This window comes from Bacillus paralicheniformis, from assembly GCF_001042485.2.
Lineage (GTDB): Bacteria > Bacillota > Bacilli > Bacillales > Bacillaceae > Bacillus > Bacillus paralicheniformis.
On record NZ_LBMN02000001.1, the window covers coordinates 160,927 to 181,632 of the forward strand.

Here is a 20,706-nt window from a genome sequence, read left to right on the forward strand (position 1 = left end):
TATATGAAAGTTAACCTGAATACAATATTTTTGTTGCGGTAATATTTTATTGCCTTAAGACATTTTTTTTACCTAATGCAACTTTTGATTGAATTCTAATATATCATTCTTAAGTTGTAAAGCACTAAAATTGCTGAAAAACGGTAAAAGCCATGCAGATCAAGCTGCATGGCTTTAAAAAAATTTCTTCTGTGCCGGTTTATCGTTCAAATTGAAACGTATCGATTGCGACTTTCCCTTTGAAGACAAAGTAGATGCGATGGGTGCCTGCCGATTTTCGGACGGAAGCTTTTATCGTTTTCCAGTTATGCAATCCGGATGTGTCAGGCACTTTTAACGAGCCGATTTGCTTTCCTTTTTGAGGATGATCGAGGAAGATGCCGATTTCGCCGCCGCCTCTGCTTGCAACCTTTGCTTTTATCCTTTTTTCGCCTTTGAAGCAGACATCATGGAAGGCGATCCACGCGTTTGCTGTACTGCTTTTTACCGCATCGCCGCCGTATTTGGATTCTTCGGTGATGAGCACGCCTTTGTAGTCGTCGTAGTTTTCAGCGTTTGTCTGCCGCCGCAAGTTCCGTTCTCGAATCGTTTCACCTTGGACGAAAATCCGCTTTGTCTTGCGGATGTCCGCCGCCGAGCTCCCGACCGATATTTTGTATGCGCCTCTTTCAACGGCAAACGTTTCGCTCGTTACATCCCAGAAGGCAAGGTCTGCCTGTTTCAGCTTGAATGTCACGGTTTTCGTTTCTTTCGGTGCCAGCTCAACGCGCTGAAAGTTTTTCAAGTCCAGATTGGGCTGTTTAACCCGCGTGTTAAACAGGGGAGAAGTATAGAGCTGAACGACCTCATCTCCTTTTCTTCCGCCTGTGTTGGTGACGTTGACGCGGATCGTGACGGAGCCGTCTTTTTTGATGCTGTCAGAGGAAACGCTTAAACCGCTGTAGTGGAACGCTGTATAGGATAACCCGTGGCCGAACGGATACAGCGGCTTGCCTTCGAAATATTTATAGGTTCTTTTTCCTTTGATGATATCGTAATTCATCATATCCGGCAGTTCTTTGACTGACGTGTGCCAAGTTTGCGTCAGCCGTCCGCCCGGATTTTCATCTCCAAAGAGAATGTCCGCCAATGCGCTTCCCGCCTCCTGGCCTCCGTGTGCGGAGTATATGATCGCAGGAATGTGCACTTTAGCCCAGTTGAGAGCGAACGGATAGCTGCTCGTTACGACAAGCACCGTATTGGGATTGGCTTTAGAAACAGCTTTCAGCAGATTTTCCTGGACCGGAGGTAGTGTAATGTCTTTCCGGTCTTCGGTTTCCCGGCCGTTGATGTAAGGATTGTTGCCGACAAACACGACGGCTTTGTCCGCGGTTTTTACCAGTCGAACCGCTTCCTCCGTACTGCTCTTGATGATCGCCTTTGAAAACTTTTCCGCTGCTGTCGCCGGCTTTTCGGCAGCGGCTGTTAATGTCCCGTCTTTTCCGGCGGTGAGATATTTGCCGTTTGCCGTATTTTTGATGGCGAATGTCCCGTCAGGCTGCTGTTCAAACTGGAAAGTTTCTTTGACGGTCCAGCCGTTCGGCTGTTTCTGATCAGCGATCAGTTTGCCGTCATCCTGAAGCGAGACATAGAGACCGTTCGCTTGGGCGCGGAGGGTGAAAATGCTTTCTCCCCAATCCGCCGCATCGAATGCCGCGCTTTTCTCAAGCTTGTCAGCCGATGCTGTGAGCGGTTGTTTGCCGTCCCGGCCTGCGGTTACAAACTTTCCTGTCAGGGCGGATTTGAACCCGCTTTGTTCCAGCCCTTCGGCAAAGGAGACGCGGTCTTTGCCGATTTTGTCCGCGATTCCGTCAAGCGGGGTTTTCCGATACGGCATCGTTCCGCTGTACCAATCTTCGTAAAGCGCATTTCCGAACGGTCCGATAACTGCGATGTTTTCATTTTTCCGGGTATTGAAGGGCAGCAGATTCCGGTCGTTTTTCAGTAAAACAATGGCTTTTTCAGCCGCTTTTTTCGCAAGCTGCCGGTGCTTTGGACTGTTGATGACGCCATCTGTCAGGCGGCTGTACGGATTGAGTTCGTCCGGATCGAATTCGCCTGTTCGAAAACGGATGCTGAATGTGTTGGCCAAGGCTTGATCGAGGTCTTTCTCAGACATAAGGCCATTCTTTAAGGCGCCGGTTAAGGCGGTTTTCGTCAGCCCGGGATTTTCTCCCTGATCTGTAAAGTTGTCAATGCCGGCTTTTACGGCGTGGGCATGCGCTTTTTCGTGGCTGTCATAATACTTGTGGTCAGTGACGATTCCTGAAGGATCAAAGGCGTCGCTGACGATGAAGAAATCGTCTCCGGCCCATTTTCCTTTGACTGTGCTGTTGAGCAGCGGGCTCAAAATGGCCGGTTTATCGTTGACAGAATTGTAGGCTGGCATCAGGCCGTATGCGGCTTTTGCGGAAATTGCCGTTTTGAAGGGCTTCAAATAATACTCGTTCATGTTCCTGGGATCAATGCTTGAGGAGCTGAATCCCCGGTCTGTTTCGTTGTTATAGGCAAGAAAATGTTTTAAGGTAGGAACTGTTTTCAAATAGAAGGGATGCTCGCCCCTTAAACCGGAGGCATAGGCGGTTGCTATTTCCCCTGTTAAAAAAGGGTCTTCGGAATAGCCTTCTTCATTTCTACCCCACCTTGGATCCCGCAGCAGATCAACGACCGGCGCCCAGACATTGACTCCGTTTGCCGCGGGATCAAGGTGATGGAAGCCGCGGACTTCATCACCGACCGCTGAGCCGATTTGTTTGATTAAAGAGCGGTCCCATGTGTGTGCGAGCCCGACAGCCTGCGGGAAAACGGTCGCTTCCCCGAGCCAGGCAACGCCGTGAAGCGCTTCTGTGCCTGTTTTAAAAGCGGGAATGCCCAGCCGGGGAATGGCAGGCTGATATTGATGCATCAGCGACACTTTTTCCTCAAGGGTCAGTCGAGAAAGCAAGTCGCTGACCCTTTTTTGAACAGGGAGACTTGGATCTTGAAAGGGATATTCATATTCATCAGCCTGGGTTTTAGCGGCCGCGGGCGGCGGATTGACAGCGGCGGCGGAAAGGATCGTGCACATTGCCGCCAACATGATGGTGCGGACCGTTTTCAGCATCCTGATCACTCCTTTTAGAAAAAAATGAAGACATCCCGGTCCTTTTCTTTTGGCTGAATTGCTGTTCCCTCCTGAAGCGCTTCCGCTGCGCCGTTTATGACAGAAGTGACAGACAGATCGCGGATGAGCAGCTTCCATTTCTTTTGGACGCCTGTTGTTTTCACGGTAATCGTATTTTCATGCCGTGAAGCTCTGACTGTCATTGCTTCGCACTTTTCATTGTAAATCGTCTGTTCGGCTGTGCAGCCGTCTTTTAATTGGTAAAGGCAGAACGTCACACCGTCGAGATAATCATAATCAGGTCGCCCGGATTCCTGCCCGAGCGGCAGCAGCGTATTTTCCCTGACGAACAGGGGAAGCCCCATATACCCGTACTGTTCTTCTTTCCATTCTCCGCCTTCCGTCTCTTTTCCCGTCAAAAGGTGTGTCCAGGTGCCTTTTGGCAAATAATAACGGACAACGCCGTCTTCCTGAAAAACGGGAGCGACGAGGAGTCTTCCGCCGAGCATGTACTGTCTGTCAAGCCAGTGGCAAGTGTTGTCCCCGGGAAATTCGAGGAGCATCGCCCGCATCATCGGAATGCCTTCAGCGTGCGCTTCATGCGCGGCGGCGTACAAATAAGGCATCAGCCTGTGCTTCAGTTTGACAAAATACCGCATCACATCGGCCGCTTCTTCGTCAAACAGCCACGGAACGCGATATGATTCGCTCCCGTGCAGGCGGCTGTGCGTCGACAAGAGGCCGAATGCGGTCCAGCGCTTATACAAATCGGCTGTTGCCGTGCTTTCAAATCCGCCGATATCGTGGCTCCAGAAGCCGAAGCCTGAAAGGGAAAGCGACAGGCCGCCGCGAAGGCTTTCAGCCATTGAATCATAGCTGGCAAAACAATCCCCGCCCCAGTGTACGGGAAATTGCTGGCCTCCGGCCGTCGCCGACCTTGCAAACACGACCGCTTCCCGTTCGCCGCGCTTTTGCTTCAACAGGTCAAATACGGTTTTGTTGTATAAAAAAGAATAATAATTGTGCATTCTGTCGGGGTCTGATCCGTCAAAGTAAACCGCGTCTCTCGGAATCCGTTCTCCGAAATCGGTCTTGAAACAGTCGACGCCCATGTCGAGCAGGCTTTCAAGTTTTGAACAATACCAGTCACGCGCTTTTCGATTGGTGAAGTCGACGATTGCCATGCCGGCCTGCCACCGGTCCCACTGCCACACATCCCCCCGGCTGTTTTTTAAAAAGTAGCCGTGTTCTTTTCCTTCCTGAAAAAGCTTCGATTTTTGGGCGATGTAAGGGTTGATCCAGACGCATATTTTCAACCCCTTATCTTTCAGGCGGCTGAGCATAGCTTCAGGCTGCTTAAAATATCGTTCATCCCATTCGAAATTGCACCATTCAAATTCTTTCATCCAGAAGCAGTCAAAATGAAACACGCTGAGCGGGATGCCGCGTTCGGTCATCCCGTCGATGAAACGTGTCACGGTTTCCTCAGAATAGTCGGTTGTAAACGATGTGGACAGCCAGAGGCCGAAAGACCAGGCCGGGGGAAGCGCCGGTTTTCCCGTTAACGACGCATAGCGTTTCAAAACATCCTTCGGTTCAGCACCGCTGATGATAAAATAGTCAAGCGTTTCCCCTTCGACCGAAAACTGCGCTTTGGATACGACTTCAGAACCGATTTCATACGAAACGAGCTCGGGATGATTGACAAAAACACCGTACCCTTTGTTTGACAAATAGAACGGCACATTTTTATACGCCTGCTCCGTGCTTGTGCCGCCGTCCTGATTCCAGATGTCTACGGTTTGGCCGTTTTTCACGAATGCCGTAAAACGCTCGCCGAGACCGTAGATCAATTCGCCGACGCCGATGTTGAGCTGTTCCCTCATAAAGGTGCGCCCGTCATTGCTCGTGATATAGGCGAGGCTATTCGATTCGCTTGCGGTCAGGCTCTGTCCATCACGTGAAAATTGGTAGCGCCAACCGCTTTTGCTCACCTCAACGCACAGGCTGCCGCTTTGGAAGGTCAGCGCATCATCTTGTTCGGAGATAACCGGCTCAACGTCTGTCATATCCAGCTGAAACTCGGGCTTGCGAGGCGTTTCCCCTTGAAAATGGGACACTTGCACACGGATCACGTCTTCAAGAGGACTCGAAAATCTGACGGTGAGCATGCGGGTGTCCAGCGTGTCCCCGCGCTTTTGAACCGCTTTGACAGGCCCGTATACAGTCAATGATTGCTGATCAATCATTCGGGCGTAGGCTTCTTTTGGCGTGTTGATGTGATATCCTTCGCGCGTCAGCCAGTAGCCGTCTGAAAATTTCATGATCGAAAACACCCTTTCTATTTTTACTTGATGGATCCGCTGATCAGACCTTTAACAAGCTGCTTTTGAAGCAGTATAAAAATGATGATGACAGGCAAAACCGATAAAACGGCAAATGCCATCAGATCATTCCACTGGATTCCGTATTGGCTGATCACATTGTAAATGCCGGCCGTCAGCGGCCACAGCTCCTGATTTCGGTTGAATGTCATGCTGTAAATCAAATCTCCCCATGTGAAAAAGAAGGAAACCGCTCCGCTGACGGCAATCCCGGGTACGCTGATAGGCAAAATAATGCGGATGAATGCGGTAAAACGGCTGCAGCCGTCGATTTTGGCCGCATCCTCAAGGTCCTTGGGAATCCCGAGAAAAAAAGTTCTGAGCATTAATACCGAAAAAGGAACGCCGAGCGTTGCTCCCGTCAAAATCGGTCCGATATACGTGTTTAATATGTTCAGCTGATTAAAGGCGATAAACAGCGGAGTCAAAACAACGGTGGCAGGCAGCATTTGCGTGATGAGAAACAGTAAAATGAACATTTTTTTGCCCTTGATCCGAAAGCGCGCCAAGCCGTAGGCGGAAGGAACGGCCAATATGAGAACGATGGCGGCAGCCGCCCCGGAAATCAGCAGGCTGTTCAAAAAGTATCCGGCGATGCCTGAAGTGAACACAGCTTCGAAGCCGGCCGTCCGGAATGTCTCGGGCCACAATAAAGGCGGTGTTTTAAACAATTCTGCCTCGCTTTTGAAAGCTGTGGCGATCATCCAGTAAACGGGGAATAAAAAGCCGGCCGTAACGAGGACGCCAATAATGTTAAAGAGCCATTCCTTTTGCTTCGTTTTCATGACATCACCTCATCTTTTTTGATCAGCCGCAAATAGACAAGACTGACCAAAAGAAGAATGAAAAACAGGACATTGGCGCTTGCTGCGCCCATGCTGAATTGAAATTCGTCAAAGGAGTAGCGGTAGCTGACGGTTGACAGGACTTCAGTGGCGTGCACGGGGCCGCCTCCAGTCATCACAAACACAAGGTCGAACACTTTGAACGTATAAATGAAGCCGAGCATCATGACGACGGTGATCACCGGCCGCAATAAGGGTAGGGTCAGATGAATGAATTTCTGAAAAGCATTGGCGCCGTCAAGGCTTGCGCTTTCATAGACGTCTTCCGGAAGGGAGCTGAGACCGGCGGATATGAGCAGCATATTAAAGGGAATGCCGACCCAGATGTTGGCGATAATAACGGACCAGATGGCAATCTTCGGATCTGACAGCCAGGGGATTGGATTGTCGATCATTCCCCATGATAGGAGCAGCTGATTGAACACGCCTTCATTTGAAGCCATCATAAACTTGAATAAAAGCGCCGTAACCGTCAGCGGAATGAGCCAGCTCACCATCATCAATCCCCTGAGAAACGGGGCAAGCCGAAATTTCATGCTGAAAAACAAAGCGAGCAAAAAGCCGATTGCAAACTGAAAAACGACGCTTCCAGCCGTGTAGAGCAGCGTGTTTTTTAAAGATGCCCAAAATACTTTATCCTGCGCAAGCCGCTGATAATTGTCGATTCCTATAAAGCTGATATCCTTTGATGCTATATTTGCAAGCGACACGTTTTGAAAGCTGAGAATTATGTTGTAGATGAGAGGATAACCGATAAGGGTAAGCATAAAAAGAACGGCCGGGAACAAATAGAAGCATCCTTCCCATTTACGAATGATGGCTTTGATCATGTCAAAACTCCTTCGTGCGCTTAAAGCTAGTTTAAGGCGTTGATTTTTTGTGCGGCCTCATCCAGCGCTTCTTTCGGCGTTTTGCTTTCGCTCAATGCTTCCTGCAGGGCCGTCTGTAAAGCTTCCGAAATTTTCGGCCAGTTTTTCGAAGGGCCGCGGGCTGATGCAATCTCCATGATTGGAATGAAGGCTTTTAAATTGTCATCTGTTTTCCAATGACTTGATGATTCGAGCAAATCCTTACGCGGCGGGAATACACCTGTTTCCGCTGTCAGCGTTTCGAGCCGCTCCGGATCGATCAGCCAAGTGATGAAATCCCAGGCGCCGTCGGTGTTTTTTCCTTTAACGACTGCCATATTTTCCCCGCCAAGGGCGGAAGCGAATGTTTGATCCTTCGGGATGAAGGTAATCCCGTAATGTAAGTGACCGGCTTCTCTCAGCCGTTCAATATTCCAGGAGCCGTTGATCATCATAGCGAGCTGACCTGCTGCAAACTGTCTGGCCAGATCATCCTGGGTGGCGTTTAACACTTCCTTGCTCATTGCGCCTTCTTTGACCAGATCCGTTAAAAACTGCAGGGAAGAGGCTGCTTCTTTTGAATGCAGCTGTTTTAAATCTGCTCCGGAAGACAAAAGGAACGGATAAAATTGAAAAGCGCTTTCCTCTGATTTGACGGCTGACAGGGCAAATCCTTTCGTTTGGCCTTTGCTCGTTTTTTTCGCTGCTTTTTTCAGCTCGCTCCACGTTTCAGGCGGCTTGGAAATCCCTGCATCCTTCAAGAGGTCTTTGTTGTAAAACAAAGCAAGCGCATTGCTTGCGAAAGGGATGCCGTAGTACTTCTCTTCATATACGGCTGATGAGAGCGGCCCCTCATAATACCGGTCAGCCTGCCCCCATTGCTCGACTTTCTCTGTTAAATCTTCGAGCACGCCCATGGCGGCGAATGAGGCATTGTCGACATTGTCAAGGAAAACGGCGTCAGGCATGGCATTGCCGGCTGCTCCGACAGACAGCTGCTTTTTCACTTCATTAAAAGGAATGTACTCTGTTACGACTTTGTACCGATCCTGAGACCGATTGTACTGGTCGACAAGTTCATGATAAAGTTCCTGCTGTCTGCCGGTGAAATAATCCCAGACTTTGATTTCTTCCGCATGCTTTGCGCCGGCGTTGGTGCCACTTTTGCAGCCTGCGGAAAAAACGAGAAGAAGGGCGAGGCAGATGATCATCAGACACGATTTTTTCAAAAACGCTCACTCCTTATGAAAAAAAGCTTGTTAGTTTAATAGCTAAACTAAGTATATTTGGGCATCGCTTCTAATATGCCAGCAGAGTTTCGCAGGCGCGAAAGCAGGGTAAAACGCGGAAACAGTCCGGTGCGTATGATAACAAAGATCGATTGACACATTTTTCGAATGAAGCATATAATAAGGATAAATAATATATGCGTATATGCTCATATATAAAATAAAGCCCGGCGCTGAAAAAGAAAGGTGAGAGAGATGGAAAAGGTGAAGCAGGAATACATGTTAAACGGTCTCGACTGCGGCAATTGCGCACAAAAAATTGAGCATGAGATAGCCGGTATGAAAGGGATTGAAGCGTGTTCAGTCAATTTTGCAACAAGCACGCTGACTGTCAAAGTCGACCAAAACAGCGGCGAAGACATTTCTTCAAAAATAAAGAAAAAAGTAACCGAGATCGAACCGCACGTCAACGTGAAGTTGAAGGAAGGGACAAAACAAGCTCCATCCGAAGGTGATGGCCGGTTTAAAAAAACGGTTGCAAGACTGGCTGCAGGAACCGTTCTCGGCGCGGCGGGCTTTCTGTTTCCCGGCGGTACCGCAGCTGAGTGGATTCTCTTTTTCCTTGCTTACCTCATCATCGGCGGTGATGTCGTATTAAGGGCCGTCAAAAACATCTTTCGCGGCCGGGTTTTTGATGAGCACTTTTTAATGACGATCGCCACTCTGGGTGCATTTATCATTCAGCAGTATCCCGAGGGTGTGGCGGTTATGCTGTTCTATCAAATAGGCGAGCTGTTCCAGGGAGCCGCGGTCAGCCGCTCCAGGAAATCGATCAGCGATTTGATGGACATCCGTCCCGATTACGCCAATCTTCAAACGGAAGGCGGTACGGTTAAAGTATCTCCTGATGAGGTTAAAGCGGGCGATGTCATCATCGTCAAGCCAGGAGAGAAAGTCCCGCTTGACGGCAAAGTGCGAGCGGGCAAATCGCTTGTCGATACGTCCGCATTAACCGGGGAATCCGTTCCGCGAGAAGCCGTGCCGGGCGAAGAGGTGCTGAGCGGATTTGTCAACAAAAACGGCGTGCTTGAAGTGAAAGTGGACAAAGAATACAGTGAATCAACCGTTTCAAAGATTCTTGACCTCGTCCAGAATGCCAGCAGCAGAAAAGCAAAAACAGAGAACTTTATCACCAAATTCGCCAAGTACTACACGCCTTTTGTTGTCATAGTCGCGCTTCTTCTCGCTTTTGTCCCGCCGCTGATCATTTCCGGAGCCGCGCTGTCGGATTGGGTGTACCGGGCCCTCGTCTTTTTGGTCATTTCTTGTCCGTGCGCCCTCGTCGTTTCCATTCCGCTCGGCTTTTTCGGCGGCATCGGAGCAGCGTCAAAAACGGGTATACTCGTAAAAGGCGGCAATTATTTAGAAGCGCTCAATGATGTCAAATACGCCGTTTTTGACAAAACAGGCACTTTAACAAAAGGCGAATTTGCCGTTGTTAAGCTCTCGCCGGCAGGCCGTGTCAAAGAAGATGAACTGCTTGAATATGCGGCGCTTGCCGAACATTTCTCAGGCCACCCGATCGCCGAGTCGATCCGTGAAGCATACGGGAAGGAAGTCCAAGCGGATCGCATCAAGGATTACAGCGAGACGGCCGGCTTCGGCGTCAGAGCGGTTGTAGACGGAGCCGTCATTTTGGCCGGCAATGCCAAGCTCATGAAGAAATTCGGCATAGAGTATCAAGAGGAAAGCGAAATCGGTACCGTTGTTTATGTAGCCGCCGGCGATACGTTTATCGGCTCGATTGTTATCGCAGACGAAATCAAAGAGGATGCCAAGCGTGCGATCTCTGCTTTGAAAAAAGCGGGGATTAAAAAAACGGTGATGCTGACGGGCGACGCGAAAGAGACCGGTGAGGCGGTCGGCGCGGAACTGTCCATTGATGAAGTGCATGCGGAGCTTCTTCCGCAGCATAAGGTGGACCGCATTGAAGCATTTGACAAGCAAAAGCTTCCAAAAGAAAAGCTGCTATTCGCAGGAGACGGCATCAACGATACGCCGGTCTTGGCGAGAGCGGATATCGGGGTTGCCATGGGAGGCCTTGGCTCTGATGCGGCAGTCGAAGCGGCTGATATTGTGATCATGACGGATCAGCCTTCAAAAATTGCGGAAGCCGTCAGCATTGCCAAGCGGACGAGGGCGATTGTCTGGCAGAATATTATCTTTGCGCTCGGCGTTAAAAGTGTTTTTCTCATCTTGGGTGCTTTCGGCATCGCGACGATGTGGGAAGCCGTCTTTTCAGACGTCGGTGTTACCCTTTTAGCCGTTTTAAATGCGATGAGGGTTTTAAAAGTGAAAGAAATGTAACTTTTTTACCACCTAATGAACTGGAAATTCCTTTTTTAGCATCTTCACGAATGCGGCTTGTCTTGTTAAAATGAAAGAGGTTATCAAACTGGCATACTAAAAAATAAGAATAATGAGGTGTCTAAGTGAAGAAGAAACAGCAGTCACCGATGAAATTTGCAGTGATTATGACAGTCATGGTCGTTTTTCTGATCGGCGCACTTGTCGTAATCAACAATCAAACCCAAAATGCTTCGCAAACCTTTGATGACAAGCCTTCAATTGAAGGACAGCCGCTTCTTGGCAACAAAGATGCGACTGTAACGATCACAGAATTCGGGGATTACAAGTGTCCCAGCTGCAAACAGTGGACTGAGACCGTCTTTCCGGATTTGAAAAAGGATTACATCGATAAAGATCAAGTTAATTTTTCATATATTAACTTCGTCAATGAACAGCACGGCAGAGGCTCTGAATTGAGCGCCCTCGCTTCCGAGCAAGTATGGAAGGAAGATCCGGCTTCATTCTGGAAATTCCATGAAGCGTTGTACAAAGCGCAGCCTGACAATGACACGATGGAAAACGAGTGGGCGACGCCGGCAAAATTGGCGGACATCACGGAAGCGAATACGAAAATCAAACGCGATAAGCTCGTCAGCAGCTTAAATGACAAAACGTTCGCTGAGCAATTAAAAACGGACAATTCGCTCATCAGCAAATACGAAGTAGACTCGACGCCGACAATCTTTGTCAACGGCGTAAAAATCGACAAACCGTTTGATTATGACAAAATCAAAGAAACGATCGACAAAGAGCTGAAAGGCCAGTCTGATGAAAAATAAACTGTTTTTTCTGTACGGCGCCTGGATCGTCTCATTAACGGCGACGCTAGGCAGCCTGTACTTCAGCGAAATCCGTAAATTCATTCCTTGCGAACTGTGCTGGTATCAGCGGATTATGATGTATCCGCTCGTGCTGATCCTTGGAATTGCGACATTTCAGGGCGATGCCCGCGTGAAAAAATACGTGCTGCCGATGGCGGTGATCGGCGCAGGCATTTCCCTGATGCATTACATGGAACAAAAAATTCCCGGATTCAACGGTATTAAACCGTGTGTCACAGGAGTGCCTTGCTCAGGGCAGTATATCAATTGGTTCGGTTTCATCACGATTCCGTTTCTCGCCCTTATCGCATTTATTTTGATTATCATTTTTATGTGCTTTCTCAAGGGGAAAGACGAGTAAAAAGAGCATTGTCTGACAATGCTCTTTTTTTTTACATGTTCAACAAAATAAATGCTATAATATTTGGAAATTATCAAATGGATAAGGATGATGAGGATGGAAATTAAGATTCGTAAAATGAAAAAGCAAGACATCCGACAAGTGCAGCAGATTGCCAAAACAAGCTGGAATCACACTTATGAAGGGATAATCCCTTTCGATATTCAAGAGAAATTCTTGCAGAAAGCGTACAATGATGAGAGAATGCAGCAGCGTTTGGAACACTCGTTAATGCTCGTTTCAGAAGCGGACGGAAAAATCGTCGGCTTTGCTAACTACTCCTTTGTCAGAGAAGGAGGGGAGGCCTATCTCGCTGCCATTTATTTAGCCCCGGAACACCAAGGAAAAGGCATCGGAACCGCATTATTGGAAGAGGGGCTAAAACATTTGGAGGGAGTAAAAAAGATCTTTGTAGAGGTTGAAACGGAAAACCGCACCGGAAAAAACTTTTACAAGGCGAGGGGTTTTGAGGATGTCTCCGAATATGATGAAGACTTTGAAGGGCATATCCTCAAAACGGTCCGAATGGCCTTGCGCGTATAATGCCCGCTTTCACTTCGTGACTTGGACATAGTAGTATAACAAAACCGCCATAATGAAGGCGATGGCTATTGTAAGCAATTTATGTTTTGTCTTTTTCAGCATGCCGGGCCGCTCCTTTCCAAATGTTTTGCTTTCTCAATCACGGCTTTAATGAACGATTCTTTTCCCTTTGTGTAGGAGGTGCGGTCATATGGAAAGCGCTGCGCCAAGGTTTTTTTCAATGTTTCATATTCTTGCCGCTCGGCGGAGTGCTTTCTTAAATAATTTCGGAATCTCAGCTGGTTTTTCCATTCTTCGCTTTGAAAAACATATACGTGCAGATGGTGTGTGCCCGCCCTCCACATCCCCTTTCGAAAAAAGCGCCTGGCCGGGAAGGCTTCGTGAAATACGTGCTCATAACCGAGCTGCTCAAGCGGTTCGATCCACGCTGAAGCTTCGCTGAGACTGTTGACGCCGGCCATCAGATCGAGCACCGGTTTTGCCGCAAGGCCGGGAACAGAGGTGCTGCCGATATGTTCGACAGCGATAACTTTTTTTCCGAGGGCATCCGTGAGCCGCTGTTTTTCAGATTCAAATTCCTGGACCCACCCGGCTTTCGCTTTTTCGATGATGATCTCCTGTTCCATGTTTTCACCCCTTTAAAAACGTCTTTTTATATTATAAGATATTTTGATTCAGAGAGGGTTGATTTAAAGGTTGGAGAAGTTATAAAATCAAAAAGATTGAAGTTTAGTATGGAGGACACCTTAGATGGCTTGGGAAGTGTTGAGCATCATCGGCACCGTCGCTTTTGCGATCAGCGGAGCGATCGTTGCAATGGAAGAAGAGTATGATATTTTAGGAGTTTATATATTGGGGATTGTGACAGCGTTCGGCGGAGGGGCGATCAGAAACCTGCTCATCGGAGTTCCGGTGTCCGCCTTATGGGAGCAGGGGAGCCTGTTTCTAATCGCTCTTGTTTCGATCACGATCGTTTTTTTGTTTCCGAAGCTCCTGTTAAAGCACTGGAGCATCTGGGGGAGCTTTTCAGACGCGATCGGTCTTGCCGCATTTGCGATACAAGGAGCGCTTTATGCCGTTCACATGAACCATCCGGTCAGCGCGGTGATCGTTGCGGCGGTCTTAACAGGAAGCGGCGGCGGAATGATCCGGGACCTTTTGGCCGGAAGAAAGCCGCTCGTGCTGAAAACCGAGATCTACGCCGTTTGGGCCGCTTTGGGCGGATTCATTATCGGCATGGGCTGGGCGGAGAAACCGCTCACGCTGTATATCCTGTTTGCTTTGCTGGTCGCATGCCGCGTATGTTCGTACATGTTTAACTGGAAGCTGCCGAATCGTTCGCTGCGATCCCACAGCTGAATAGAAAAAAGCCGATTTTTCGTTGATTGAAAAATCGGCTTTTTATATTGATTTGACCAAAGGTTATATGATAAGATGAAGTGTATTTTAACATAAAATTTCAAATATTATAGTATTATCCATTTTTATTTTATCATGAATATTTTTTGATGTCAAATCTTTTTAGGGAGTGGTCAGCGTGCAGGAAAACGGTCAGGAATGGCTGGAAGAGGAAAAACGAATCCGGCTTGTTTTAAAGGAATTGGATCAGAAGCTTCATTCTCTAAAGGGAAAGACCGGCGGATTGAAGGAGGATATCATCGATTTACGGAAACATTTCTGGAGCGATGTCACCGTAAACTTGGCCGATGAAAATGAAGCGGTTGAAACATTTTTTAGCATTAAACAGCAGGCTGAGTTTTTGGCTGAAAGGGAAAGGAGCCATAAGCAGTTTTACAACGAGTTGAAAAACTTGTTAAAAGTGAAAGAATCGCCTTATTTCGGCCGCGTAGATTTTTTGGAGGACGGCGAAGAAAACGCTGAATCCGTCTACATCGGACTCGCCTCTTTAATGGACGAAAAAGAAGAGCGGTTTTTGATTTATGATTGGAGAGCGCCGATTTCAAGTCTGTTTTACAACTATGGTCCCGGTGCGGCTCAATACGAAGTTCCGGACGAGACAGTCAGGGGAACGATTGAGCTGAAAAGGCAATTTCTCTTCAAAAACGGCCGGCTGAAAGCGATGTTTAATACGGATATGGCGATTGGAGATGAAGTCCTTCAGGAAGTCCTGGGGCAGCAGGCAGATATTCAGATGAAAAGCATCGTCGCCACGATTCAAAAAGAACAGAATCAGATTATTCGGAACGAAAGGAGCCGCTTTTTAATTGTTCGGGGAGCGGCTGGCAGCGGAAAAACGTCGGCGGCATTGCAGCGGGCTGCGTATTTGCTGTACCGCGGCCGCGGGCAGATCGAGTCGAGCCAGATGCTGCTATTCTCGCCAAACCTGCTTTTTAACAGCTATGTCGCCAATGTTCTGCCTGAGCTCGGAGAGGAAAACATCCAGCAGACGACATTCCAGGAATTTGTGGCGCGCCGCCTTGGAAAGCAGGTTTCGTGCGAGACTCCGTTCGATCAGCTCGAATATTGTTTAACGGCTTCAGACGATGAGGAGCAGCGCATCCGGATGAAATCAATCGAATTGAAATCAGGTCTGGCCTTCAAAGGCATTATCGATGATTATGTCAAATGTTTGGCAAAAGGGCGTCTGGATCTGGTGTTTAAACATATCGCCTTTCGCGGAAAAAGGATCATTACAAGCGATCAGGTGCGGGAATTTTTCGCGGCCCTTGATCATGCAGATACGCTGTCCAACCGGATTGAAAAAACGGGGAAATGGCTGTTACAGCTGCTGAACAAATACGAACGCCAAGAAAGAAAAAAAGACTGGGTCATCGAGGAAAGCGAGCTGCTGGATAAAGAGGAATATTTAAAGGCCTATAAACGTCTTCAGGAAGAACAGCGATTTACGGAGAATACGTTTGACGATTATGAAAGGGAACAAAACCTCCTTGCCGCTATCATTGCCGAAAGGGAGTTCAAACCGCTCAAGCAAGCGGTAAAAGCGTTCGGCTTTATTGATTTTAAAGGAACGTACCTTCAGCTTTTTTCCGGGCGCTATACCCCGCAAACCCGTCCTGATGACTGGCAAAGCACTTGCACATTCACCCGGAAAAGCTTTCGTTTTGAGAAGCTGCCTTATGAAGATGCCGTCCCTTTTTTATATATGAAAAACCAGCTGACAGGCGGGAGAAAAAACAGGGCAATCCGCCATTTATTCATTGATGAAGCCCAGGATTACACGCCTTTTCAGCTTGCTTTTTTGAAGAGCCTGTTTCCCGCGTGCAGCATCACAATGCTGGGAGACTTAAACCAGGCGATTCTTGCCCATGCGTATCACGATAAGACGCTCCTGTCGGGAGGCGTGTTTGAAGGCGAAAAAACGGAGATCATCACCTTGAAGCGCAGCTACAGGTCGACGAAAGAAATTGTTGAATTGACAAAGCGCATTATCGAGGGAGGCGAAGAGATCGAAGCCTTTAACAGGAACGGCAAAAAACCGACTTTGACAATATTGGCCGACCTTCATGCACACCATAAACAGATGGCTTCCCTTATAACCGCCCTTCAAAAAGAAGGACTTGAGACGATTGCAGTCATCTGTAAAACAGTCCGGGAATGCAGGGATGCGTTCCGGCATCTTCAGCAGCATACAGAGCTTAAACTGATCGATAAAGAAACGAGAACGTTTCAAAAAGGCGTGATCGTCATTCCCGTCTATTTGGCGAAAGGGATCGAATTTGATGCCGTCGTCATTTATGACGCTTCTGAAAAACAATACAAAAAAGAGAGAGAGCGGACTCTGTTTTATACGGCGTGCACGAGGGCGATGCATGAGCTCCATCTCTTTTCCCTTGGAAAGGAAACGCATTTTTTAAACGGTGTTTCAAATGATATGTATACGAAAAGAGAGTGACGGTGTCACTCTCTTTTTTGGAGAAACCATTGTTTCCATAAGTTTTTTTATTTACAAACTTTTCTACACTAGGCTGAGTCTGTGGCAATCTTCTTCATATTCTGGCAGGTTAAAGAGTTTGTCATCTTAAACAAAAATGAAATGATTTCCAGCGTATATAGAGGAAAGTGGTCTGGCTAAATAATATAAAAGCTTTTATTCATCAAATCGCTTCTCTTTTTCTTGAGGATATATAACATATTTTCTATTTTCATTTTACATGCAGGAGATTACGAAATCGAAATCGTTAATTAAAATCTGTTATATTAAATTTTATAGTTCTGTATCATAATATAAAGCTTTTTAAAATTGGAATTTGATGATTAATTTATTCTGTAATATATTATATATAGAGTCTGTTATATATAATGACAAACTCCCCTGCACGAAACGGCATATTCATTTGAAGAGGATTTATTGGGAGGGAAATATTTCATGTCAAACCATTCACCGATTACCCCTGATTTAAGTGACAGCGGCATTCGCTATTTTCGGGCTTATAAGGAAAGCCTTGGTCTTTGGCCAGTTCATTACAAAACTTTCTACGTATCTACCCGTTTCGGCCAAACGCATATTATTGCAAGCGGACCTGAAGATGCCCCGCCGCTTGTATTGCTTCACGGCGCATTATTCAGTTCCACTATGTGGTACCCCAATATCGAGGATTGGAGCAGCAAATACCGAACATACGCAATTGATATCATAGGTGATAAGAACAAAAGCATCCCTGCAGATTTATGCGGTACGAGGGCGGGTTACGCTGATTGGCTTCTCGAAGTGTTCGACGCTTTGGGGATAGAGAAGTCGCACATGGTTGGTCTTTCGCTTGGCGGGCTTCATACGATGAATTTCGCTTTACGTGCGCCAGAGAGAGTAGAGAGCGCAGCGATCCTTAGTCCCGCGGAAACATTTTTGCCGTTTCATCACGATTTTTATCAATACGCTCTTAGCCTCACAGAGCCTGATGGAGTAGAGAATTTCTTAAATTGGATGATGACAGATCGTAATGTGTTACACCCGGTTTTTGCAGAGCAGTTTCATGCAGGCGTAATGTGGCAGGATGGATTAAGACAGCCAAGGCCTAACGCTGACGGATTTCCGTATGTTTTCACTGACGACGAATTAAAATCAGTAAAAGTCCCTATTCTATTATTGCTGGGTGAACATGAAGTCATCTATGACCCGCAATCAGCCTTACATCGCGCCTCAACATTAGTTCCAGGTATTAAAGCGGAAATCATAAAACAGGCAGGTCACGTTTTATCAATGGAAAAGCCTCAATACGTAAATGAACGTATATTACGTTTTTTCAGTAAATAAACCACAGTTTTGTTGTCCATTTCATGGAGATGCAGCGGCTTATACGAGCGGTCATACAAACTTTTTTCAAAGGCTGAGAGTGACGCTGTCACTCTCTTCTTCCATCATATATATCAGTTCTGACATCCAGCACGTTGTTGTTGATGGACACATGGTATTTGTCCTGCCATTCGATTTTGACATGTTCTTCTTCGTATCCCCAATAGATGTTTTTTCGTTCACCGGTGGCAACCGTTGTCAATTCCCCTCTGACGGAAGGGGAGTTCGTTCCCCCGCCTTTATTCACGCTATACAAATTCAGGTTGTATGCTTGATTCGGCGAAGCGGAAGACTGAATCCAATTTCCTTTCGGCAGATGATTCATCGAGTAAAAATGCGTATACACGATATATCCGATGGGAATGCCTGACGCAAGCAAAACAGCCAAAATAGCAAACAAGACGCTTCGGCACGGTGGCTTCCTCTGCTCTTCTATTTCTCCGTCAATATAAAGCTCCAATTTGTCTCATTCCTTGGTGAAAATTGTTTTTTATAGTTTAAGGAAAAAATCGTATTCTGTCTATTTTGAAGCAGGGTTAACCAAAGAGCGCCGCCATCTCATCCATCACAAACCCGATTTCCTCCTTTGTATTGTAAAAATGCGGGGCTATTCTGATGACGTTGTTTCGCGCTGAGACGATGATATGCTTTTCACGCAAGAGAGCTTCCATACGGCCAGCCTCTTCGGCATACACCGAGATCAGGCTTGTTCTGTTATGTACGGTCTCGGGGCCTATGATCTTCAGGCCTTTTTCCGCCCCGTATTGCAAAGAGAATGCCGCGAGCTCCCGCAGGTAGGGCTCGATCCTGTCGGGCTCTGCTTCAAGCAGCAGCCTCAGTGCCGCGTCTGCCGCGTAAATGCTGATAAATGACGGTGTCCCCGACTCGAAGCGTTTCGCACCTTCCGCAAAGCATGAATCTAAGGCAAATGGTTTGTTCCTGCCGAACCAGCCGGCCGTCTTCGGCTCAAATTGTCCGCAAAGTTCGCGTTTCATATACAAAAAAGCCGTTCCGGGAATGCCGAGCATGTACTTGCGCGTCCCCGCCGCAAGGATGTCGATATCCATGTCTTTGACATGAATCGGAATGTGTCCGGCGGTTTGATAGGCGTCGACAAATAAAAGCGATCCTTTTTGATGAACAATCTCGGCAATCTGTTTTACATCTTGTTTAAACCCGTTCCGATAGCCGGCATGGGGTACACAAGTCAAGAGCGTCTGATCGGTAACGTCTTTTTCGTATTGTTCCAAGTCAATCATCCCGTCTTCGCTCTGAATGATGATGAGGTGATCTTTGAAGCGGTCTTGCGCAAGCCAAATTTGGCCGACGGCAGGAAAATCGATATCCGTGAAGGCGATCTGCCTTCGGTGTGGTGGCTGCGGCAATGAAGCAGCGACAGCCGCCACTGCGTCAGATACTGACGGCAAAACGGCTATCTCTTCTTTTTCGGCACCGATCAGCCGGGCGAATTTTTCCTTGGCTTCATCCATCTTGTCGAGATGCGCTTTCCAGTCTGCGCCGGCTGTTAAAAGGCCGTTCTGATACTCATCAACCGCTTTGGCAACAGGCAGAGCCAACGCGCTTCCGGAGCATGCGGCAAGGTGAACATGACCAGACAATATCGGAAATAAAGAACGGTAAGTGTGGAATGGATGCTTCATGATATCCCTCCTCATTAAAGCTTCGAGCGGGCCTGAAAAAATCCTCTTTTTCACAGTTGAAATTAAGCGGGCAGAAGCCTCTTTAAGCGAAAGAACAACTGCTGCAGCTGTTTGAAAACTGTCACATTTTCGGGAAGCTTTCTTCCGTCAGCATCAAAAGCTCCCATGCTCTGGTGAATCATTGTTCAGTGCGATTGCTTTCTTTCATCGTCTGATTTATGATTCAATTAAAGCAATTCAAACAGATGAAAAGGAGCCGAGAGGATGAAACATTACGGTGCAATAGAAGCAGGAGGCACAAAGTTTGTTTGTGCAGTTGGAACAGAAAAAGGAGAAATCATTGACAGGCTGACGATCCCGACGGAGACTCCTGAAGAGACTATTGGAAAACTGACTGATTTCTTCAGCAAGTATCAGCTCACATCAATGGGAGTGGGCTCTTTTGGACCTATATCCGTTGCAAAAGATAAAGAGGATTACGGATACATAACCAATACGCCGAAATTAGCCTGGAAGGGGTACCCGTTTATTCCCGAGTTGAAAAAAAGGCTCGGCATACCGGTTTCGTTTACGACTGATGTAAACGCTGCCGCGCTTGGCGAACTGACAAAAGGAGCGGCGCAAGGATTGGAAAGCTGCTTGTATATTACAGTCGGTACAGGAATCGGAGCAGGAGCGATTGTCGGCGGCCGGCTTGTGCAGAGCACGCTCCATCCTGAAATGGGTCACCTTCTCATTAGACGGCATCCGCACGATACGTTTGAAGGAATCTGTCCGTATCACAAGGACTGCCTTGAAGGAATGGCATCGGGTCCGGCGCTTGAAAAGCGCTGGGGGAAAAAGGGCAATGATTTGGCTGAAAACGAGGAAGTTTGGGAGATTGAAGCCGACTACTTAGCGCAGGCTCTCATGCAATATATCTTGATCCTGTGCCCTGAAAAAATCATCATGGGCGGCGGTGTCATGAAGCAGCAGCAGCTGTTCCCGCTGATTCGCAAAAAGCTTGCCGAATATATGAACGGATATGTTGACCTGCCTGATCTTGAAGGATACATCGTACCGCCGGGTCTCGGCGACGATCAGGGAATCACCGGTGCGCTCGCTTTGGCTTATGAAGCCGGTTGAGCAAGTTGTTTTGTAAAATCCACCCAG

16 protein-coding genes are annotated in these 20,706 nt (G+C 47.6%); 8 read left to right on the forward strand and 8 right to left on the reverse strand.

Going from position 1 to position 20,706, the window contains the following annotated elements:
• Positions 1 to 199: 199 nt before the first annotated feature.
• From ACH97_RS00860 to ACH97_RS00880, 5 genes are read right to left on the reverse strand one after another with little or no spacing between them, the layout of a single operon-like run.
• Positions 200 to 3,142, reverse strand: coding sequence for a glycoside hydrolase family 3 C-terminal domain-containing protein (locus ACH97_RS00860; RefSeq protein WP_020452945.1), 2,943 nt, complete (start codon positions 3,140 to 3,142; stop codon positions 200 to 202).
• 14 nt (positions 3,143 to 3,156) lie between these two features.
• A complete protein-coding gene (yicI, locus tag ACH97_RS00865) occupies positions 3,157 to 5,466 on the reverse strand; it encodes an alpha-xylosidase (protein WP_020452944.1) in 2,310 nt (769 codons plus the stop codon).
• 23 nt (positions 5,467 to 5,489) lie between these two features.
• Positions 5,490 to 6,311 (reverse strand): carbohydrate ABC transporter permease, encoded by an 822-nt coding sequence (locus tag ACH97_RS00870; protein WP_020452943.1) that lies wholly within the window; start codon positions 6,309 to 6,311, stop codon positions 5,490 to 5,492.
• Positions 6,308 to 7,201 carry a carbohydrate ABC transporter permease gene (locus tag ACH97_RS00875; protein WP_020452942.1) on the reverse strand — a complete coding sequence of 298 codons (894 nt, stop codon included), beginning with the start codon at positions 7,199 to 7,201 and terminating at the stop codon, positions 6,308 to 6,310. Before ACH97_RS00875 ends, ACH97_RS00870 begins: the two co-directional genes overlap by 4 nt.
• A 26-nt stretch (positions 7,202 to 7,227) precedes the next feature.
• A complete protein-coding gene (locus ACH97_RS00880; protein WP_020452941.1) occupies positions 7,228 to 8,448 on the reverse strand; it encodes an ABC transporter substrate-binding protein in 1,221 nt (406 codons plus the stop codon).
• A 255-nt stretch (positions 8,449 to 8,703) separates the two neighbouring features.
• Here ACH97_RS00880 and ACH97_RS00885 point away from each other — a divergent pair, with 255 nt between their 5' ends.
• The 4 genes from ACH97_RS00885 to ACH97_RS00900 all read left to right on the forward strand — a co-directional run bounded on the left by ACH97_RS00885 (position 8,704) and on the right by ACH97_RS00900 (position 12,621).
• Positions 8,704 to 10,815 carry a heavy metal translocating P-type ATPase gene (locus tag ACH97_RS00885; RefSeq protein WP_048350386.1) on the forward strand — a complete coding sequence of 704 codons (2,112 nt, stop codon included), beginning with the start codon at positions 8,704 to 8,706 and terminating at the stop codon, positions 10,813 to 10,815.
• Between the two features lie 125 nt (positions 10,816 to 10,940).
• Complete coding sequence (locus ACH97_RS00890) at positions 10,941 to 11,636, forward strand: thioredoxin domain-containing protein (RefSeq protein WP_048350387.1); 696 nt, start codon at positions 10,941 to 10,943, stop codon at positions 11,634 to 11,636.
• Positions 11,626 to 12,039, forward strand: a complete 414-nt coding sequence (locus tag ACH97_RS00895) for a disulfide oxidoreductase (protein WP_048350388.1) — start codon at positions 11,626 to 11,628, stop codon at positions 12,037 to 12,039. The genes ACH97_RS00890 and ACH97_RS00895 overlap by 11 nt, the downstream gene beginning before the upstream one ends.
• Before the next feature lie 96 nt (positions 12,040 to 12,135).
• Positions 12,136 to 12,621: a GNAT family N-acetyltransferase gene (locus ACH97_RS00900; protein ID WP_048350389.1), complete on the forward strand. Its 486-nt coding sequence runs from the start codon at positions 12,136 to 12,138 to the stop codon at positions 12,619 to 12,621.
• Between the two features lie 95 nt (positions 12,622 to 12,716).
• Here ACH97_RS00900 and ACH97_RS00905 read toward each other — a convergent pair whose 3' ends face one another.
• Positions 12,717 to 13,247 (reverse strand): GrpB family protein, encoded by a 531-nt coding sequence (locus tag ACH97_RS00905; RefSeq protein WP_048350390.1) that lies wholly within the window; start codon positions 13,245 to 13,247, stop codon positions 12,717 to 12,719.
• Positions 13,248 to 13,371: 124 nt separating this feature from the next.
• On the opposite strand from ACH97_RS00905, the gene ACH97_RS00910 reads away from it, so the two are divergent.
• The 3 genes from ACH97_RS00910 (at position 13,372) to ACH97_RS00920 (ending at position 17,854) form a co-directional block, all read left to right on the forward strand.
• The gene (locus tag ACH97_RS00910) at positions 13,372 to 13,980 is read left to right on the forward strand and encodes a trimeric intracellular cation channel family protein (RefSeq protein WP_003185205.1); all 609 of its coding nucleotides are present in this window, start codon (positions 13,372 to 13,374) and stop codon (positions 13,978 to 13,980) included.
• 178 nt (positions 13,981 to 14,158) lie between these two features.
• Positions 14,159 to 16,495 (forward strand): RNA polymerase recycling motor HelD, encoded by a 2,337-nt coding sequence (helD, locus tag ACH97_RS00915; protein WP_048350391.1) that lies wholly within the window; start codon positions 14,159 to 14,161, stop codon positions 16,493 to 16,495.
• A gap of 474 nt (positions 16,496 to 16,969) precedes the next feature.
• Positions 16,970 to 17,854, forward strand: a complete 885-nt coding sequence (locus ACH97_RS00920; protein WP_020452935.1) for a carboxylesterase — start codon at positions 16,970 to 16,972, stop codon at positions 17,852 to 17,854.
• 88 nt (positions 17,855 to 17,942) lie between these two features.
• Here the strand turns inward: ACH97_RS00920 and ACH97_RS00925 are convergent, their stop codons facing one another.
• Together ACH97_RS00925 and ACH97_RS00930 are read right to left on the reverse strand one after the other, a co-directional pair.
• On the reverse strand, positions 17,943 to 18,353 hold the full coding sequence (locus ACH97_RS00925) for a DUF5412 domain-containing protein (RefSeq protein WP_020452934.1): 411 nt from the start codon (positions 18,351 to 18,353) through the stop codon (positions 17,943 to 17,945).
• Between the two features lie 76 nt (positions 18,354 to 18,429).
• Positions 18,430 to 19,554: an aminotransferase class V-fold PLP-dependent enzyme gene (locus ACH97_RS00930; RefSeq protein ID WP_020452933.1), complete on the reverse strand. Its 1,125-nt coding sequence runs from the start codon at positions 19,552 to 19,554 to the stop codon at positions 18,430 to 18,432.
• A gap of 264 nt (positions 19,555 to 19,818) precedes the next feature.
• Between ACH97_RS00930 and ACH97_RS00935 the strand changes: the two genes are divergently transcribed.
• On the forward strand, positions 19,819 to 20,679 hold the full coding sequence (locus tag ACH97_RS00935) for an ROK family protein (RefSeq protein ID WP_020452932.1): 861 nt from the start codon (positions 19,819 to 19,821) through the stop codon (positions 20,677 to 20,679).
• Positions 20,680 to 20,706 lie beyond the last annotated feature (27 nt).

What these genes read in the sequence shown, in the direction of transcription:
- ACH97_RS00905 (WP_048350390.1), bottom strand. Translation starts at nt 13,247, where the DNA reads ATGGAACAGGAGATCATCATCGAAAAAGCGAAAGCCGGGTGGGTCCAG.
- ACH97_RS00860 (WP_020452945.1), bottom strand. Translation starts at nt 3,142, where the DNA reads ATGCTGAAAACGGTCCGCACCATCATGTTGGCGGCAATGTGCACGATC.
- ACH97_RS00935 (WP_020452932.1), top strand. Translation starts at nt 19,819, where the DNA reads ATGAAACATTACGGTGCAATAGAAGCAGGAGGCACAAAGTTTGTTTGT.
- yicI (WP_020452944.1), bottom strand. Translation starts at nt 5,466, where the DNA reads ATGAAATTTTCAGACGGCTACTGGCTGACGCGCGAAGGATATCACATC.
- ACH97_RS00885 (WP_048350386.1), top strand. Translation starts at nt 8,704, where the DNA reads ATGGAAAAGGTGAAGCAGGAATACATGTTAAACGGTCTCGACTGCGGC.
- ACH97_RS00930 (WP_020452933.1), bottom strand. Translation starts at nt 19,554, where the DNA reads ATGAAGCATCCATTCCACACTTACCGTTCTTTATTTCCGATATTGTCT.
- ACH97_RS00900 (WP_048350389.1), top strand. Translation starts at nt 12,136, where the DNA reads ATGGAAATTAAGATTCGTAAAATGAAAAAGCAAGACATCCGACAAGTG.
- ACH97_RS00920 (WP_020452935.1), top strand. Translation starts at nt 16,970, where the DNA reads ATGTCAAACCATTCACCGATTACCCCTGATTTAAGTGACAGCGGCATT.
- ACH97_RS00870 (WP_020452943.1), bottom strand. Translation starts at nt 6,311, where the DNA reads ATGAAAACGAAGCAAAAGGAATGGCTCTTTAACATTATTGGCGTCCTC.
- ACH97_RS00895 (WP_048350388.1), top strand. Translation starts at nt 11,626, where the DNA reads ATGAAAAATAAACTGTTTTTTCTGTACGGCGCCTGGATCGTCTCATTA.
- ACH97_RS00910 (WP_003185205.1), top strand. Translation starts at nt 13,372, where the DNA reads ATGGCTTGGGAAGTGTTGAGCATCATCGGCACCGTCGCTTTTGCGATC.
- ACH97_RS00875 (WP_020452942.1), bottom strand. Translation starts at nt 7,201, where the DNA reads ATGATCAAAGCCATCATTCGTAAATGGGAAGGATGCTTCTATTTGTTC.